The sequence below is a fragment of the Mycobacterium saskatchewanense genome (genome assembly GCF_010729105.1).
GTDB lineage: Bacteria > Actinomycetota > Actinomycetes > Mycobacteriales > Mycobacteriaceae > Mycobacterium > Mycobacterium saskatchewanense.
The window spans coordinates 1,190,330-1,206,723 of the sequence record NZ_AP022573.1; the positions used below are offsets into that span (position 1 = coordinate 1,190,330).

Consider the following 16,394-nt stretch of genomic DNA (forward strand, 5'->3'; position numbering starts at 1 on the left):
CGATGACCACGCCCACAGATACCCCGCCCGCCGACGAAGCCGGGACGAAAGCTCCTTTCCGACAACGCGTTTCGCGGCTCACCGCATTCGCCGCCGCCCCCGAGTCCGGCCCGGCGCGGCTGGGCCTGTTCGGCTCGATCCTGATCACCATCGGCGGGCTCGGGGCGGGCAGCACCCGCCAGCACGACCCGCTGCTGGAAACGATTCACATGTCCTGGATGCGGTTCGGCCACGGCCTGGTGCTGTCGTCGATCCTGCTGTGGGCGGGCGTGGGCCTCATGCTCATCGCATGGCTTGCGCTGGGCCGACGGGCGCTCGCCGGGCAGGCGACCGAGTTCACGATGAAAGCCACCACCGGTTTCTGGCTGGCGCCGCTGCTGCTCTCGGTGCCGGTCTTCAGCCGGGACACCTACTCCTACCTGGCCCAGGGCGCGCTGTTGCGCGACGGGCTCGACCCGTACGCGGTCGGACCCGTCGCGAATCCGAACATCTTGTTGGACAACGTGAGTCCGATCTGGACGATCACCACCGCCCCTTACGGCCCGGCCTTCATCCTGGTCGCGAAATTCGTCACGATCGTCGTCGGCAACAACGTCGTCGCCGGGACGGCCCTGCTGCGCCTGTGCATGCTGCCGGGGCTGGCGCTGCTGATCTGGGCCGCCCCACGCCTGGCACGGCAGCTGGGCACCGACGGCTCCATCGCGCTGTGGATCTGCGTGCTCAACCCGCTGGTGCTCATCCACCTGATGGGCGGGGTGCACAACGAGATGCTGATGGTGGGCCTGATGGCCGCCGGCATCGCCCTGACGTTCGCCGACCGCCACGTCCTGGGCGTCACACTGATCACGGTCGCGATCGCGGTCAAGGCCACCGCGGGGATCTCGCTGCCCTTCCTGGTGTGGGTGTGGATGCGCCATCTGCGCGCGCGGCGGGGTTACTCGTCCGCCAAGGCGTTCCTCGCGGCGACCGCGGTGACGGTGCTGATCTTCGGCGTGGTGTTCGGCGTGCTGTCCGCGGTCGCCGGTGTCGGCCTCGGGTGGCTGACGGCGCTGGCGGGATCGGTGAAGATCATCAACTGGCTGACCGTGCCGACGGCGGCCGCCAACCTCATTCACGCGCTGGGCAGCGGGCTGTTCCCGGTCGACTTCTACGCCACGCTGCGGGTCACCCGCTACGTCGGCATCGCGATCATCGCGGTGTCGCTCCCGCTGCTGTGGTGGCGGTTTCGGCGAGACGACCGGGCGGCGCTGACCGGCATCGCGTGGTCGATGCTGATCGTCGTGCTGTTCGTGCCCGCCGCCCTGCCCTGGTATTACTCCTGGCCGCTGGCGGTCGCGGCCCCGCTGGCCCAGTCCCGGCGGGCGGTCGCGCTGATCGCCGGCCTGTCGACCTGGGTCATGGTGATCTTCAAGCCCGACGGGTCGCACGGAATGTACTCGTGGATACACGTTTTCATCGCCACGGCCTGCGCGCTGGTCGCCTGGTACGCCCTGCATCGCGCCCCTGCTTCGTCGCCCGAGGCCGCCTAGGCCCCCATCGGTCGGCCCTCGGTCGGCCTTTAGTAGGCCCTCAGTAGGCCATCGCCTGCGCGCGGCGCAGGACCTCCCGGGCCTGGTGGGCGTGCAGGGCGTCGACGGGACGCGCATTGCTCAGCGATTCGCGGGCGCCGTCGCGGGTGACGGTCAGCGACGGATCCGGCGTGAACAGCCACCGCAAGATCTCGGTTTCGTGGTAGCCGCCGTCGCGCAGGATCGTCAGCAACCCCGGGAGGCTCTTGACGACCTCACCGGAATGGGTGAAGAAGACCTGGGGTACCGCCACGCCGCCGTCGCGGCGCACCGCGACCAGGTGCCCTTCCCGCAACCGCTGATGGACCTTGCTGATCGGCACGCCGAGCAGTTCGGCGACCCGGGTCAGGTCGTAGGTCGGTTCGTCGGGATCCAGAACGTCGTCGCCGGCCGGAATGCTGCCCACGGCGCCAGTGTAGGCCCCGCTCCGCAGCTTGGAGCGGTGTTCCGCCGACCGTTTGCACGGCGACGTCCGCGCCGCCCCTAAGCTGGCCCCGTGGCCGCGACCGGTGCCGGGGACCCGTTGGAGGGCACGTTGCTCGACGGCCGCTATCTGGTGGAGTGCCGGATCGCCAGTGGCGGCACCTCGACGGTCTATCGCGGCGTCGACGTTCGGCTCGACCGGCCCGTCGCGGTCAAGGTGATGGACGCGCGGTACGCCGGCGACGAGCAATTCCTCACCCGCTTCCGGCTCGAGGCCCGAACCGTGGCCCGGCTGAAGAACCCGGGGCTGGTCGCGGTCTACGACCAGGGCATGGACGACCGCCACCCGTTCCTGGTGATGGAGCTGATCGAGGGCGGCACCTTGCGCGAGCTGCTCGCCGAACGCGGTCCGATGCCGCCGCACGCGGTGGCATCGGTGTTGCGTCCGGTGCTCGGCGGGCTGGCGGCGGCGCACCGCGCCGGCCTGGTGCACCGCGACGTCAAGCCCGAGAACGTGCTGATCTCCGACGACGGCGACGTGAAGATCGCCGACTTCGGGTTGGTCCGCGCCGTCGCGGCCGCCGGAATCACCTCCACCAGCGTCATTCTGGGCACCGCGGCCTACCTGTCGCCCGAGCAGGTGCGGGACGGCAACGCCGGTCCCCGCAGCGACGTCTACTCGACCGGGATCCTGGCCTACGAACTGCTCACCGGGCGGACCCCGTTCACCGGCGACTCGGCGCTTTCGATCGCCTACCAGCGACTGGACACCGATGTGCCGCCGCCGAGCGCGGCGATCGAGGGGGTGCCGCCGCAATTCGACGAGTTCGTCGAGCGTGCGACCGCCCGCGACCCCGCGCGGCGCTACGCCGACGCCATCGAGATGGGCGCCGACCTGGACGCGATCGCCGAGGAGCTGCAGCTGCCCGACTTCCGGGTCCCGGCGCCCCGCAACTCCGCCCAGCACCGCTCGGCGGCGCTGCACCACAGCCGGATGGGCCAGCGGCCGGCCGGGCCGCCGCGGCCGGCGGCCCCGGCGCCGGCTCGCCAGCCCACCCGGCAGCTGACCCGCGGGCCCGGCGACTGGGCCGAGCCGGCGCCCGTCGAGCAGCCCGAACCGCGTCCCGATCGCGGCGACTACGCCGACGACGACTACTACGACAACGACTACTACGACAACGACTACTACGACAACGACGAAGACGAAGACGAAGACGAAGACGATGACTACGAATACGAGCCCGTCTCAGGCGAATTCGCCGGCATCGCGATGAGCGAATTCGTGTGGGCCCGACAGCGCGGCCGGCGCATGGTGCTGATCTGGGTGGCGGTGATCCTGGCACTCACCGGGCTGGTCGCCACGGCCGCGTGGACCATCGGCAGCAACCTCAGCGGGCTTTTGTAGCTAGCCCCACCGCGCGAGCGTCCGCAAATGCACAACCGTATCGGCGTGTCGCCGTACAGACACGGTCGCTCGCGGTGGTGAAAGTCAGTCGCGCAGCATCTCGGCCACGAGGAACGCGAGCTCCAGCGACTGCTGGGTGTTCAGCCGCGGGTCACACGCGGTCTCGTAGCGGCCCGCCAGATCGGTGTCCGAAATGTCCTGCGCGCCACCGAGACATTCGGTGACGTTCTCGCCGGTGATCTCGACGTGGATGCCGCCGGGGTGGGTGCCCAGCGCGCGGTGCACCTCGAAAAAGCCCTGCACCTCGTCGACGATGCGGTCGAAGTGCCGCGTCTTGTAACCGTTGGACGATTCGTGGGTGTTGCCGTGCATCGGGTCGCACTGCCAGATCACCTGATGGCCGGTGGCCTGGACCTTCTCGATGATCGGCGGCAGCACGTCGCGCACCTTGCCGTTGCCCAGCCGGCTCACCAGCGTCAGCCGGCCGGGCTTGTTGTGCGGGTCGAGTCGCTCCACGTACTCGACGGCGAGCTCGGGGGTCATGGTCGGCCCGATCTTCACGCCGATCGGGTTGGCGATCACCTCGGCGAACGCGACGTGCGCGCCGTCGAGCTGACGGGTGCGCTCGCCGATCCACACGGTGTGCGCCGACAGGTCGTAAAGTTGCGGTTCCCCGTCCTCGACGTCCGACAACCGCAGCATGGCCCGCTCGTAGTCGAGCACCAAAGCCTCGTGGCTGGCGTAGATCTCGGCGGTCTGCAGGTTGCGGTCGGCCACCCCGCAGGCGCTCATGAACTTCAGGCCCCGGTCGATCTCGCTGGCCAGCGCCTCGTACCGTGCCCCGGCCGGCGAGGTGCGGACGAACTCCCGGTTCCAGTCGTGCACGAGGTGCAGCGACGCCAGCCCCGACGAGGTCAGCGCGCGCACCAGGTTCATCGCCGCGCTGGCGTTGGCGTAGGCGCGCACCAGCCGCGACGGGTCGTGCTCGCGGGCCGCGGCGTCCGGGGCGAAGCCGTTGATCATGTCACCGCGGTAGGACCGCAGGCCCAGCGCGTCGATGTCGGCCGACCGGGGCTTGGCGTACTGACCGGCGATGCGGGCCACCTTGACCACCGGCATGCTGGCCCCGTAGGTCAGCACCACCGCCATCTGCAGCAACGTACGAATGTTGCCGCGGATGTGGGGTTCGGTGTTGTCGACGAACGTTTCCGCGCAGTCGCCGCCCTGCAACAGGAACGCCTCGCCGCGCGCGACCTGGGCCAGGTGGTCCTGCAGCCGGACGATCTCCGAGGGCACGGTCACCGGCGGGACGCTCTCGAGGACCGTGCGCATCGCCGACGCCTGTTCGGCGGGCCAACTGGGTTGCTGGGCGGCCGGTAGGGCCAGGGCGGCGTCGAGCCGGGCCCGCAGGTCACCCGGCAGCGGCGGCAGCGACGGCAGCTGGTCGATCGGTATGTCGACGGTCCAGTTCATCGGTCTATGGTAACCGGCATGAGGAGACGGCTGATCAGGGCGAACGGCCCGGCGGACTTCACCGGCCGTCGGAGGTGATGAGCCGGAATCGGCGCAACTGCTCGCGCGCGTCGACCAGCGCGTCGTGGGCGTCCGGTGGCCGCGGCGGCAGCCGGGGGGATCCCCGGTCCTCCCACAGCTGGCGAAGCTCCCGGGTGAAGCGGGGCAGCGCCCGCGGCAATTCCGGCATCGTGCCCCACAGCTGGCACAACGCCACATGGTCGTAGGCCGCGATCCACGCCCACAGCTCGACCCCGTCGGTGTCGTCGATCCGAAAGAACTCCTCGAGGTCCGCCCGGATCTGCCGGCGCGAGCGCCACACCTGCGACGACGGCGGCGGCAGCTTGGGCAGCACGTTGGCGCGGACCCAGCTGCCGGCGCGCTCGGGATCGAACTCCGTGGACACCGCGTAGTACTCGCGGCCGTCCTCGGCGACGACGCCGATGGAGATCAGTTCGATGGTGCGGCCGTCCTCGATGAACTCGGTGTCGTAGAAATACCGCACACGCCGCAGCCTAGCGGGCGATCAGGATGGGCTCCGTCCCCTCGGGCGGCGGTGCGGGATGCACCTCGTCGTCCAGACAGGCGTCGACGACGCGCTCGTCGGGCAGCCCGGGCGTCCCGGCGATCGCGCCCTGGATGTACAGCTTGGCGCGCACCACCGGGCGGCGCAGCATCCGTTCGCGTTGCAGGGCCCGTCGCATCTTCTCCGGGCGGCCGGTGTACCGCCACCGGGCCCACGGAGCGTGCGGGCGCGACAGGCGGACGGCGCCGATCACCAGCAACACCACGATGAACATGCCGAGCAGGCCGGTCCACACCTTGCCCTTGAGCACCACCACCACCGCCAGTGGCAGCGTCAGCACGAGGGCGCCGGCCACCGCGGCGCGCAGCGGCACCGAGTCGGTGCCCTCCCAGATGGGCAGGAAGAACATCAGCGGGTGCAGGCCCATGATGAGCAACCCGGCCACCCCGACGGCGGCGAACACCGCATCCACCGAGGTGCGGCCGTCTTCCGACCAGTACACGTCGGACAGATGCAGGATCAGCGCGTACTCGTCGAGTACGAGGGCCGCCCCGATCCCGAAACAGATTGCGCTCAAAGTGAATTCGGGCTCGCGACCGTTGATCGACAGCGTCACCAGGGTCAGCCCGGACAGCAATACCAGCACCACCCCGAACGTCACGTGGTGGATGTGCACGTCCCCGATGTGGACGTTGCGCGGATGCCACCACCTGGTCGGGTGGCCGCACGCGGCCCGGTGGCGGATGAACCGGACGAAGCTGCGCGTCACGAAGAAGGTCAGGATGAAGGCGACCAGGCAGCACAGCAACGGCAGCCGGCCGGCGGCGACGATGTCATGCGAAAACCACCGGGCCACCCTCGGCGCGAACCAGTGCAGCACTTCTCACAAGCTACGCCTGCGGCCGCCCACACCGCGCGAGCCGCGCTGTGGCCGCATCGCGGGGTCGGACACCGTTACGCTGTTCTGCGACATGAGTGGAACGCAGGCGCCCGGCGCGGGCCTCCCAACCAGACGTGGCTCCCGGCGGGCGCTGATCTGGTGTCCGCTCTGGCTGCTGGCCCTGGCGGGGCTCGGCTACGCCGCCTGGCAGTTGTTCGGCCACACGCCCTACCGGATCGACATCGACGTCTATCAGATGGGCGGCCAGGCGTGGCTGAACGGCCGCCCGCTGTACCACGGCGACGTGATGTTCCACACCCCAATCGGGATCGACCTGCCGTTCACCTATCCCCCACTGGCGGCGATCGTGTTCTGCCCGTTCGCCTGGCTGCACATGCCGGCCGCGAGCGTCGCGATCACGGCGCTGACGCTGATGCTGCTGATCGTCTCGACCGCCGTCGTGCTGGCGCGGCTCGACGTGTGGAACACCTCCGCCGTGCTGCCCGGGCCGGCGTGGCTGCGCCGGCTGTGGCTGGCCGTGGCCATCGCGGCGCCCGCGACGATCTGGCTGGAACCGATCGCGTCGAACTTCGCCTTCGGTCAGATCAACGTCGTGCTGATGACCGTGGTGATCGCCGACTGCGTGCCGCGGCGCACCCCGTGGCCCCGAGGCGTGCTGCTCGGCCTGGGCATCGCGCTCAAGCTGACCCCGGCGGTGTTTCTGCTCTACTTCCTGCTCCGGCGCGACAACCGCGCGGCGCTGACGGCGGTGGGCTCGTTCGCGGCGGCCACGCTGATCGGCTTCGCGCTGGCGTGGGACGACTCGTGGGAGTACTGGACCCGCACCGTGCACCACACCGACCGGATCGGCGCCGCGGCGCTCAACACCGACCAGAACATCGCGGGCGCCCTCGCCCGCACGGGAATCGCGGAGCAGCAACGCTTCCTGCTGTGGGTGGCGGCGTCGCTGCTGGTGCTGGGCCTGACGGTCTGGGCGATGCGACGGGTGCTGCGGGCCGGTGAGCCGGTGCTGGCGATCGTCTGCGTGGCGCTGTTCGGGCTGGTGGTGTCGCCGGTGTCGTGGTCGCACCACTGGGTGTGGGCGCTGCCGGCCGTGCTGGTGACCGGCGTGTTGGCCTGGCGGCGGCGCAGCCTGGCGCTGGGGGCGGTCGCCGCCGCCGGGGTGGCGCTGATGCGCTGGTCACCGATCGACCTGATGCCCAAGCACCACGAGACGGCGGCGTCCTGGTGGCGACAGCTCGTCGGGATGTCGTACGTGTGGTGGGCGCTGGCGGTCCTCGTCGTGGCGGGACTCGCGGTCACCGCCCGCACGCCGTCGCGGGACGCCGACGATCCGGCCGCGGACGCCGACGAACGCCGGCAGCTCAGCGACGTCGGGGGCTAGCCGACGGCGCTCTCGGGGATCCGCGCGGACGCGCTGGTCGGCGCGTCGCCGTTGCCGCGATCCTTGACGCTGGCGGCGTAGATGTCGACGTACTCCTGCCCGGAGAGCCGCATCAGCTCGTAGATCACCTCGTCGGTGACGGCGCGCTCGATGAAGCGGTTACCGGCCAGGCCCTCGAAACGGGAGAAGTCCATCGGCTTGCCGAAGCGGACCGTCACCCGGCCGAACCGCAACATGCCCGTGCCGGGCGGGTTGACGACGTTCGTGCCGATCATCGCGACCGGGATCACCGGGACGTTGGTGTGCAGCGCGAGCCGGGCCAGCCCGGTCTTGCCCTTGTACAGCCGGCCGTCGGGAGAGCGGGTGCCCTCCGGATACATGCCCAGCAGCTTGCCCTGGCGCAGCAGGCGCTCGGCGGTTTCCAGCGCGGCCTGCGCGGCGTCGGCGTTGGTGCGGTCGATCGGCACCTGGCCGACGGCGGTGAAGAACCAGCGCTTGAACCAGCCCTTCAGGCCGGTTCCGGTGAAGTACTCCGACTTCGCCAGGAAGGTGATCCGGCGGCGCACCACCAGCGGCAGATAGAAGCTGTCCATCACCGCGAGGTGATTGCTGGCGAGTATCGCCGGGCCGGAACTCGGAACATGTTCCAGCCCTTCGACTTTCGGGCGACCGAGCAACGCGAGCAGCGGGCCCAGCAGGATGTACTTGAATAGCCAGTAGTACATGGCCCTCCCTTTCGCCCCGCACCGACCCTGTTCTGCGCCAACTGTACCGACCCGCGGCAGGAGGGACCACCTTCGACGCGGCCGGTCAGTCCTCGACTGTGATCGGGATGGGCTGATACCGGGTCCGGCTGTCGCCGTCGCCGTCGCTGGGGCCGCCCGGCGGCCCGCCGGTCGGGGGGCCGCCGCCCTCCGGCGGCTCCGGGGACCCGTCGACACCGTCGACGATGCCGCGGATCACCTCCAGCAGGGCCACGCTGTGGTCGGCGATCACCGTGAGCAACGGGTGCTGCTCGCCGGTCGCGAGGGCGGCCAGGGCGCACACGGGACACCAAACCTGCTGGCACTTGCCGGTCCCGACGCCCGCGCCGGCCGTCAGCGCCGCCGCCGCGCGCACGGCCGGATCGATCCCGTCGACGATCGCCTGGGCGAGCCGGCGCAATTCGGGACCGATGTCGGGATGAGCCCCACTCACTTAGGCCACACCTCCGGATCCGGTCGAAAACGAACTGTCAGCTCACTACCCCGAATTTTGGCGTCCACTATCGTGCACCGGCGCAGCACCGACGCCAATCGAACCCGGCGCCGCAGCCCGCCGACGCTGACGATCAGATCGTCGTCGACGCGGCCGAGGGTCAGGGTCGCGGGATCGAGTTGGGGCAACGCTAGCCGCATCCGGTATGTCGACCCAAGACCGGATCCGGATTCGAGGTCGACGATCGGCCGCAGCGGTCCCGGCGGGGCCGCTCCGCCGCGACGACGGGCGGCGTCGAGCAGCGCGCCCAGTGCCTTGGGGCCGATCGGCTCGCCGGACAGGTGGGGGGTCAGCACGAGTGCCACGTCGCCGATCGTGGCGTCGAGCTCGTCGAGGACGGCACGTTGTTCGGCAATGCGTTCGGCGTACCACTCGAACGCGGGGTGGTCGGGCAGGTTGCGGTACTCGTAGGACTGGTCCTCGACGAGCATCTGGTTGACGATCAGCTCCTCGACGCGCACGCCCATCAGCGCGAGGGAACCGAGCGTCCGGACCGCTTCGGCGGCGACCACCCGTTCCGGGGTCAGCACCAGGTGGGCGTCGACCAGCTCACCGTCGGCGAGCAACGCGCCGAGGCGTTCGACGCTGCCGCTGATGCGCTCCAGCAGCTCGATGAGCGCCGCCGAGTGAGCGTCGTCGCCGGTGGCGGACAACCGGCGATGGCGGGGCCACGCCCGCTCGACATAGAGCCCGACGGTGGCGGGCAGCGTCAGCATCCTCAGGGCGTCCGCGGTCGAGGCGCAGTCGACGACGACGCGATCCCATCGTCCGGACGCGGCCAGCTCGCCGACGGCGTGCAGGCCGAGCACCTCCTGAACCCCGGGCAAAGCGGAAAGCTCTTGGGGCGCAACGGTACCGAACTCGGAGTTGGGGAACTGCCGATCCAGCGCGTCGACCACCCCCTGCCACCGGCTCTCGAGCAGGGCCAGGGTGTCCAACGCCAGCGCGTCGAGAAAGCCGCCGCCCTCGGCCGGCCCGGCGTCCAGGTCGGCCAGCACCCGGACCAGCCCGTCCCCGCCGCTCGCCGGCACCGGCGCCCCGAGCACGTCGCCCAGCGAGTGCGCCTGGTCGGTGGACACCAGCAGCACGCGGCCCCCTGCGTTCGCGTCGCTGACCGCGGTGGCGCACGCGAGCGTGGACTTGCCTACCCCACCTTTGCCGACGAAGAGGCTGATCCGGGCCGGGGCAGGAGCCCGAGATTCGGTGGACTCACTCAGCCCTCGACTCGTTTCTTCAGGTCTTTCAGCGCGGTGTCGGTCAATCGGCGCTCAGCCTTGCGCTTGAGCAATCCGATCATCGGGACGGCCAGGTCCACCGACAGCTCGTAGGTCACCTCGGTGCCGGAACCCTTGGGCGCCAAGCGGTATGACCCCTCGAGGGAGCGCAGCAGCGAGCCCGAGACGAGTGTCCAGCTCACCGACTTCCGGTCCGCGGGCCACTGGTAGGACATGACCATCGTGTCCTTGAGGACGGCCGCATCCAGCACGAACCGGGCGAGCTTCGGATAGCCGTCGGCGTCCTTCTCCTGCACCTCGGCTTCCTTGTATTCCGAGATCCACTCCGGATAGGAATCGATGTCCGCGATCACGTCCATCACGGTGCCGGGGTCGGCCTCGATGTAGATGGTCTGCGTCGTCTTCTCCGCCACCTGGTTGCTGCCCTCTCTCCCGCCCGCGGGTCGACCCGGCTGCGGGGAAACCGAGTGCCTGACTACCCCTGGCCTACGGTCCGAAACGGTACTCTCCACGCACACCGGACCTGGCTAAACTACCGGAGAAACCCCTACCGGACGGAGACGTTCCAGCGTCGTCTTGACCTCGAACGCCATTTTCTTCCCCGCCACGCGCCGGCGGTGCGTCAATTTCGGCAGGTTCAGCTTGGCCAGCTGCCACGCCGCCAGGCCGGTGGGCTCGGCGTGCAGGAAGTAGTGCAGCACCACACCGTCGAGCGAGGGCTCCAGCCAGATCTCCATGGTGCCGGTCAGTGCGCCGGTGACCGTCCAGCGGATGCCCTTGTCGCCGCGGTCCTCGACCACCTGCAGCCGCAGGTCGGGCCACCACCGCCGCCAGCTCGACCTGTCGGCGATCGCGGCGCCGACCCGTGCCCCGTCAGCCGCGACAAACGTCTCGTCGGCGATCTGGATGCTGTTCACCGCCCCAGCTTCACACATCGGTCACCCCGCGCCCGGGACGGGGCAGGCCGACAGCGCGGCCGCAGCTGGGTGAACGCTCGGATTAGGCTGGGTGCAGCAACCCCGGCTGCAGGGATGCCCCCGCAGAACGAGTCAAACGAGGTCATAACGTGCGTCAGTACAGTGTCCCCGCCCACTTTTCCGTCGGCGAGCAGGACCACATCGCGGCGACGGTCTTCGCCCACGAGCGCGAGAACCCCGATTTCGTCATCTACCGCCGCCAGGTCGAGGGCGAGTGGACCGACGTCACGTGCGCCGAGGCCGCTTGCCAAATCCGTTTCGCCGCATTGGGTTTGATCTCGATGGGGGTGCAGGCCGGCGACCGGGTGTCGATCTTCTCGGCCACCTGCTACGAGTGGGCGATCCTGGACCTGGCGATCCTGTCCGTCGGCGCCGTCACCGTGCCGATTTACGAGACGTCGTCGGCCGAGCAGGTCCGCTGGGTGCTGCAGGACTCCGAAGCGGTGCTGGCGTTCGCCGAGACGGACGCGCATGCGGCGATCGTCACCGAGCTCAGCACCGAGCTGCCGGCCCTGCGGCGGGTGCTGCACATCAACGGGTCCGGCCCGAAGGCGCTCGACCAGCTCGTCGAGGCCGGGGCGTCGGTCGACGCCGCCGAGCTGACCGCCCGCCAGGACGCGCTGCGCGCCGACCATCCGGCGACGCTGATCTACACCTCGGGAACCACCGGGCGCCCCAAGGGCTGCCAGCTCACCCACTCCAACCTGCTGCACGAGATCCGCGGCACGAAGGAGAGCCTGCCCACCCTGCTGCACGAGGGCCAGCGACTGCTGATCTTCCTGCCGCTGGCCCACGTCCTGGCCCGGGCGCTCACCCTGGCCGCGTTCGCCAACAAGGTCACCGTCGGGTTCACCAGCGACATCAAGAACCTGCTGCCGATGTTCGCGGTGTTCAAGCCGACGGTGGTGGTGTCGGTGCCGCGAGTCTTCGAGAAGGTGTACAACACCGCCGAGCAGAACGCGGCCAACGACGGCAAGGGCCGGATCTTCGCGCTCGCCGCGCAGACCGCGGTGGATTGGAGCCAGGCCCACGAGGGCGGCGGCAGGCCCGGGCTGGCGCTGCGCGCCAAGCATGCCCTGTTCGACCGGCTGGTCTACCACAAGCTGCGCGCGGCGCTGGGCGGCGAGTGCCACGCGTCCGTCTCCGGCGGCGCACCGCTGGGGGCGCGGCTGGGCCACTTCTACCGCGGCGTGGGCCTGACGATCCACGAGGGCTACGGGCTGACCGAGACCAGCGCGGCGATCACCGTCAACCGGGTCGGTGATGTCAAGATCGGCACGGTTGGAACGCTGGTCCCCGGCAACAGCCTGCGCATCGCCGAGGACGGCGAGCTGCTGGTGCGCGGCGGCGTGGTGTTCAGCGGTTACTGGCACAACGAACAGGCCACCGCCGAGGCCTTCACCGACGGCTGGTTCAGGACGGGCGACCTCGGCGCGGTCGACGACGACGGCTTCCTCACGATCACCGGCCGCAAGAAGGAGATCATCGTGACCGCCGGCGGCAAGAACGTCGCCCCCGCGGTGCTCGAGGATCAGCTGCGGGCACACCCGTTGATCAGTCAGGCGATGGTCGTCGGGGACGCCAAGCCGTTCATCGGCGCGCTGATCACCATCGACCCCGAGGCGTTCGAGGGCTGGAAGCAGCGCAACCACAAGCCGTCCGGCGCCTCGGTGGGCGATCTGGCGACCGATCCCGACCTGGTCGCCGAGGTGGACGCGGCCGTCAAGAACGCCAATCTGGCTGTCTCGCATGCGGAATCGATCCGCAAATTCCGGATTCTGCCCGTGGACTTCACCGAGGACAGCGGGGAGCTGACCCCGACGATGAAGGTGAAGCGCAAGGTGGTGGCCGAGAAGTTCGCCACCGACATCGAAGCGATCTACGAGAAGGACTAGTTCTTCGGGCGCCACCCGATCGCCGAGATAGATAGCGGCACGGGTCGCGCTTTGTCGCGGACCGCGACCACCCCGGCAATTTCGGCGGCAAAGCGCGGGCACACGCTAGGCGCGCAGCAGTTCGCCCAGCCGGGTGGCCAGCGTGTCCCAGCGCCACTGCTCGGTGACCCAGCGGCGCCCGGCCGCGCCCATCGCGGCGGCCCGGTCGCGATCGCCGAGCACCCCGGCGACGGCGTCGGCGACGTCGTGCACCGAGCGCCCATCGACCACCAAGCCAGTCTCGTTGTGCCGCACGGTTTCCGGAGCGCCGCCCGACCTGCCGGCGATCACCGGCACGCCAGTCGCCGAGGCCTCCAGGAAGACGATGCCCAGGCCCTCGACGTCCATGCCCCCGCCGCGGGTGCGGCACGGCATCGCGAACACGTCGGCCAGCGCGTGGTGGGCGGGCAGTTCGGCGGCCGGCACGCCGCCGGTGAACGTCACGTCGTCGGCGACCCCGCACTCGCGAGCCAGCTTGCGCAGCGTGTCCAGATAGGGGCCGCCCCCGACGATGACCAGGGCGGCCCCGTCGACGCGTCGCCGGATCGACGGCAGCGCCCTGATCAACGTGTCCTGACCCTTGCGCGGCACGAGCCGGGACACGCACACCACGGTCGGCCGCCCGCCCAGCCCGTAGCGGTCGCGCAGCTCGGCGCGCGCAAGCGGATCGGGGCGGAAGCGGTCGGTGTCCACGCCGGGCGGCAGGTATTCGAGCCGCGCCTTGGGCCCGAAGGCCGGGGCGAACCGGGAGCGGGTGTAGCGGCTGACGAAGGTGACGACGTCGGTGTCGTCGCCGATGCGGCGCAGCACCGAGCGGGCGACCGGCAGCATCGACCAGCCGACCTCGTGCCCGTGCGTGCTCGCCACGACCCGCCGGGCGCCGGCCCGCCGGGCGCGCCCCGCGAGCAGCGCCAGCGGGGCGGCCGCGCCGAACCAGACGGTGTCGACGCCGTCGTCGGCGATCAGGCGGCGCATCCGGGCGTCGACGGTCGGCACCGGCAGCATCAGCGTGCCCGGATGGCGCACCACGCGGTAGCCGGCCGCCGCGTCGTAAGTGTCGGCGCCCTTCCACTGCGGGGCGTACACCGTCACCGAGTGGGACCCGGAGCGGACCAACCGGCCGACGAATTCGCCCAGATAGGACTGGATGCCGCCCGGCCGGGGCGGAAAGTCATTGGTGACGAGCAGGACCCGGCTCACCGGGAAAGGCTAGCCGGTCAGCCACTGGCGCCAGCGCACCAGCAACCCGGAAGGGTCGACGCCCAGGACGTCGTGGACGGCGGTGGGGACGTCGGGGTGCCGGATGCCGCATGCGGCCAGGTATAGCTCACGCAGCTTCGGCGCCCCGTATGTGTCGGCGACGAAACGGGCGAACCACCAGGCCCGGTCGTAGCCGAGCGACCGCTGCGACCCGGGCTGGTCCAGCTCGGCATCCGACGGCAGCGTGAGCGGTACCGGCACCGCGTCGCGCGGCACCGGGGTGCGCGGTCGGGCGACGAAGTCGGCCACCCCCTCGGTGAGCCAGCGGGGCGCGTCCGCGGCGGTGTCGACGCGCGCGGCGTAGTGAAAAAGCTCGTGCGCCAACACTATTCGGAGCGCCGGCGCGCTCATGCCGGCCGCGCCCGGGGCGAATACGATCCGCTGCCCGACGGCCAGCCGGCGCGCGGGGTCGACGCGGTCGGCCACCGTCACGGCCGCGATGTCGGCCCACTGCGACGCCGGTCCCCCGCCGGCGGCCGCGCGGAACTCCTCGTCGGTGCGCGCCGCGACCACCGAGATTTCGCGGGACCAGTCCACTCCCCAGAAGGCCTCCACCGCGCTGACCGCGGCGCCGATGTCCGACGCCACCCGGGACAGCAGTCGGTCGGCGGGCAGGCCGCCGGGGCTGACGAGGCGGACCGTGCGGTCGCCGGCGGCGATGGTCTTCGTCGCCGAGCCGACCTGGCCGCGCGCGGGCGTGACGACCTGCGCGGGGCGCGCCCGGCGATCGATCGTGGCGTCGAACGGGACGGCCGCGGCCGCGATCAGCTCGACGACGAAGACCCAGGCCAGCAGGATCGCGAGCCGCCGCCGTCGCGCGCGAGGGCGCTCAGTAACGGCGGGCGTCGTAGATCGGGCCGCCGGCACCCATCGGCACCACCCGCACCGGCTGTCCATAGGTAGAGGAATGGATCATCATCCCGTCACCAACGTAGATGCCGGTGTGCGAGGCGTCCGAGTAGAACGTCAGCACGTCGCCGGGCTGCAGGTCCGACAGCGACACCGGCTGGCCGCCGTGGGCCAGCGCCTGGCTGGAATGCGGCAACTGGATACCCGCCTGCTGGAACGCCCACATCACCAGCCCGGAGCAGTCGAATCCGCCCGGCGCGGCACCGCCCCACACATAGGGCGAACCGACCTGAGTCAACGCCGCCTGTACGACGGTCCCGCGGTCGCCACCCCCGGGGGGTGCGAACATCCCGCCGGGCGGCGGGGCTTCACCGAAAGCCGGACCGCCGGGCTGGGGAACCCCGGGCGGGGCCGCCTCGGGCGCCGGCGCGCCCGGCGCCGCCGCCGGGACGGGGCCGGGGTCGGCGAGTGCGGTGCGCTGCTGCGGCGTCAAGGCCACGTACTGCGACTTGACCACTGCGATCTGCACCTGCAGCTGGCTCTCCTTGGACTGGAGGCTCGACCGGACCGCGGCCGCCTGCTCGGCCGCGGTCCGCGCGTCGGCGGCGGACTTGGCGGAATCGCGCTCGGCCCTGGCGGCCTCCTCGCCGGCGGCCCGGAAATTGGCCATCTGGGTGGCCATCTGTCGCGCCATCACCCGCTGCACGGCCAGCTTGTCGATCAGCCCCTGCGGCGATCCCGCCGTGAGGATGGCCTGCATGCCGTCGACGCTGCCGCCCATGTACGTCGCGGCGGCCAGCTTGTTGACCGCGCCCTGGAACGAGGCCAGGCGCGCCTTGGCCGCGTCGACGGCGGCCTGGTCGTCGTCGTGCTTCTTGTCGGCGGCACGCTGGGCGGCCAGCTTCGCGTCCAGGTCGAGTTGCGCGCTGTGCATGGCCTCGGTGGTCTGCTCGGCCTGGCGAGACAGCTCGCTGAGCTTGGCGAGCGCATCGTCGGCCGGGTCGGCCACCGCGTTGGCGGCCAACACTCCGGAGAAGACGGTCAAGCTCGCTAACGTACCGACGACGATTCGTGTGGGGACACGCACAATCCGGTACTTAGAACCGAGCCTCAAGATTTGCTTCCTTAAACGGCCGTTCGACGGACATGGCGTCGAGCTGGGT

At 70.6% G+C, this 16,394-nt stretch carries 16 protein-coding genes; 4 read left to right on the top strand and 12 right to left on the bottom strand.

Annotation, left to right across the window (positions count from 1 at the left end; all coding sequences use genetic code 11):
- Positions 1–2 precede the first annotated feature (2 nt).
- On the top strand, positions 3–1,529 hold the full coding sequence (locus G6N56_RS05495) for an alpha-(1->6)-mannopyranosyltransferase A (RefSeq protein ID WP_085257123.1): 1,527 nt from the start codon (positions 3–5) through the stop codon (positions 1,527–1,529).
- A gap of 40 nt (positions 1,530–1,569) precedes the next feature.
- Here the strand turns inward: G6N56_RS05495 and G6N56_RS05500 are convergent, their stop codons facing one another.
- Entirely contained in the window at positions 1,570–1,974 is a 405-nt protein-coding gene (locus G6N56_RS05500; protein WP_085257122.1) for an Rv2175c family DNA-binding protein, read from the bottom strand.
- Between the two features lie 90 nt (positions 1,975–2,064).
- Between G6N56_RS05500 and G6N56_RS05505 the strand changes: the two genes are divergently transcribed.
- Complete coding sequence (locus G6N56_RS05505; RefSeq protein ID WP_180150485.1) at positions 2,065–3,396, top strand: protein kinase domain-containing protein; 1,332 nt, start codon at positions 2,065–2,067, stop codon at positions 3,394–3,396.
- A gap of 84 nt (positions 3,397–3,480) precedes the next feature.
- Here G6N56_RS05505 and G6N56_RS05510 read toward each other — a convergent pair whose 3' ends face one another.
- Genes G6N56_RS05510 through G6N56_RS05520 form a run of 3 tightly spaced genes read right to left on the bottom strand, consistent with a single transcriptional unit; the run spans position 3,481 to position 6,290 of the window.
- Entirely contained in the window at positions 3,481–4,869 is a 1,389-nt protein-coding gene (locus G6N56_RS05510) for a class II 3-deoxy-7-phosphoheptulonate synthase (protein ID WP_085257121.1), read from the bottom strand.
- A gap of 58 nt (positions 4,870–4,927) precedes the next feature.
- Entirely contained in the window at positions 4,928–5,413 is a 486-nt protein-coding gene (locus tag G6N56_RS05515) for a polyadenylate-specific 3'-exoribonuclease AS (RefSeq protein ID WP_085257120.1), read from the bottom strand.
- 10 nt (positions 5,414–5,423) lie between these two features.
- Positions 5,424–6,290, bottom strand: a complete 867-nt coding sequence (locus G6N56_RS05520; protein ID WP_180150551.1) for a hypothetical protein — start codon at positions 6,288–6,290, stop codon at positions 5,424–5,426.
- Positions 6,291–6,405: 115 nt separating this feature from the next.
- Here G6N56_RS05520 and G6N56_RS05525 point away from each other — a divergent pair, with 115 nt between their 5' ends.
- Positions 6,406–7,719 carry a glycosyltransferase 87 family protein gene (locus G6N56_RS05525; protein WP_085257118.1) on the top strand — a complete coding sequence of 438 codons (1,314 nt, stop codon included), beginning with the start codon at positions 6,406–6,408 and terminating at the stop codon, positions 7,717–7,719.
- Here G6N56_RS05525 and G6N56_RS05530 read toward each other — a convergent pair.
- The 5 genes from G6N56_RS05530 to G6N56_RS05550 all read right to left on the bottom strand — a co-directional run bounded on the left by G6N56_RS05530 (position 7,716) and on the right by G6N56_RS05550 (position 11,128).
- Positions 7,716–8,444 carry a lysophospholipid acyltransferase family protein gene (locus G6N56_RS05530; RefSeq protein WP_085257117.1) on the bottom strand — a complete coding sequence of 243 codons (729 nt, stop codon included), beginning with the start codon at positions 8,442–8,444 and terminating at the stop codon, positions 7,716–7,718. The genes G6N56_RS05525 and G6N56_RS05530 overlap by 4 nt on opposite strands.
- An 85-nt stretch (positions 8,445–8,529) precedes the next feature.
- Positions 8,530–8,916 carry a hypothetical protein gene (locus tag G6N56_RS05535; protein WP_085257116.1) on the bottom strand — a complete coding sequence of 129 codons (387 nt, stop codon included), beginning with the start codon at positions 8,914–8,916 and terminating at the stop codon, positions 8,530–8,532.
- Positions 8,913–10,193 (bottom strand): ArsA family ATPase, encoded by a 1,281-nt coding sequence (locus G6N56_RS05540; RefSeq protein ID WP_085257115.1) that lies wholly within the window; start codon positions 10,191–10,193, stop codon positions 8,913–8,915. Before G6N56_RS05540 ends, G6N56_RS05535 begins: the two co-directional genes overlap by 4 nt.
- Positions 10,190–10,624 carry an SRPBCC family protein gene (locus tag G6N56_RS05545; protein WP_085257114.1) on the bottom strand — a complete coding sequence of 145 codons (435 nt, stop codon included), beginning with the start codon at positions 10,622–10,624 and terminating at the stop codon, positions 10,190–10,192. Before G6N56_RS05545 ends, G6N56_RS05540 begins: the two co-directional genes overlap by 4 nt.
- A 114-nt stretch (positions 10,625–10,738) precedes the next feature.
- Entirely contained in the window at positions 10,739–11,128 is a 390-nt protein-coding gene (locus G6N56_RS05550; RefSeq protein WP_085257113.1) for a polyketide cyclase / dehydrase and lipid transport, read from the bottom strand.
- A 149-nt stretch (positions 11,129–11,277) separates the two neighbouring features.
- On the opposite strand from G6N56_RS05550, the gene G6N56_RS05555 reads away from it, so the two are divergent.
- The gene (locus G6N56_RS05555) at positions 11,278–13,083 is read left to right on the top strand and encodes an AMP-dependent synthetase/ligase (RefSeq protein ID WP_085257112.1); all 1,806 of its coding nucleotides are present in this window, start codon (positions 11,278–11,280) and stop codon (positions 13,081–13,083) included.
- A gap of 105 nt (positions 13,084–13,188) precedes the next feature.
- On the opposite strand, the gene pimB is transcribed toward G6N56_RS05555, so the two are convergent.
- The 3 genes from pimB to ripC are packed head-to-tail and all read right to left on the bottom strand — an operon-like array spanning position 13,189 to position 16,345.
- A complete protein-coding gene (gene pimB, locus G6N56_RS05560) occupies positions 13,189–14,322 on the bottom strand; it encodes a GDP-mannose-dependent alpha-(1-6)-phosphatidylinositol monomannoside mannosyltransferase (RefSeq protein WP_085257111.1) in 1,134 nt (377 codons plus the stop codon).
- Positions 14,323–14,331: 9 nt separating this feature from the next.
- Positions 14,332–15,177 (bottom strand): eCIS core domain-containing protein, encoded by an 846-nt coding sequence (locus G6N56_RS05565; RefSeq protein ID WP_232069308.1) that lies wholly within the window; start codon positions 15,175–15,177, stop codon positions 14,332–14,334.
- Positions 15,178–15,211: 34 nt separating this feature from the next.
- Complete coding sequence (gene ripC, locus G6N56_RS05570; RefSeq protein WP_085257110.1) at positions 15,212–16,345, bottom strand: peptidoglycan hydrolase RipC; 1,134 nt, start codon at positions 16,343–16,345, stop codon at positions 15,212–15,214.
- Positions 16,346–16,394 lie beyond the last annotated feature (49 nt).

Coding starts and splice junctions, on each gene's coding strand:
- G6N56_RS05495 (WP_085257123.1), top strand. CDS start 3: ATGACCACGCCCACAGATACCCCGCCCGCCGACGAAGCCGGGACGAAA.
- G6N56_RS05510 (WP_085257121.1), bottom strand. CDS start 4,869: ATGAACTGGACCGTCGACATACCGATCGACCAGCTGCCGTCGCTGCCG.
- G6N56_RS05525 (WP_085257118.1), top strand. CDS start 6,406: ATGAGTGGAACGCAGGCGCCCGGCGCGGGCCTCCCAACCAGACGTGGC.
- G6N56_RS05530 (WP_085257117.1), bottom strand. CDS start 8,444: ATGTACTACTGGCTATTCAAGTACATCCTGCTGGGCCCGCTGCTCGCG.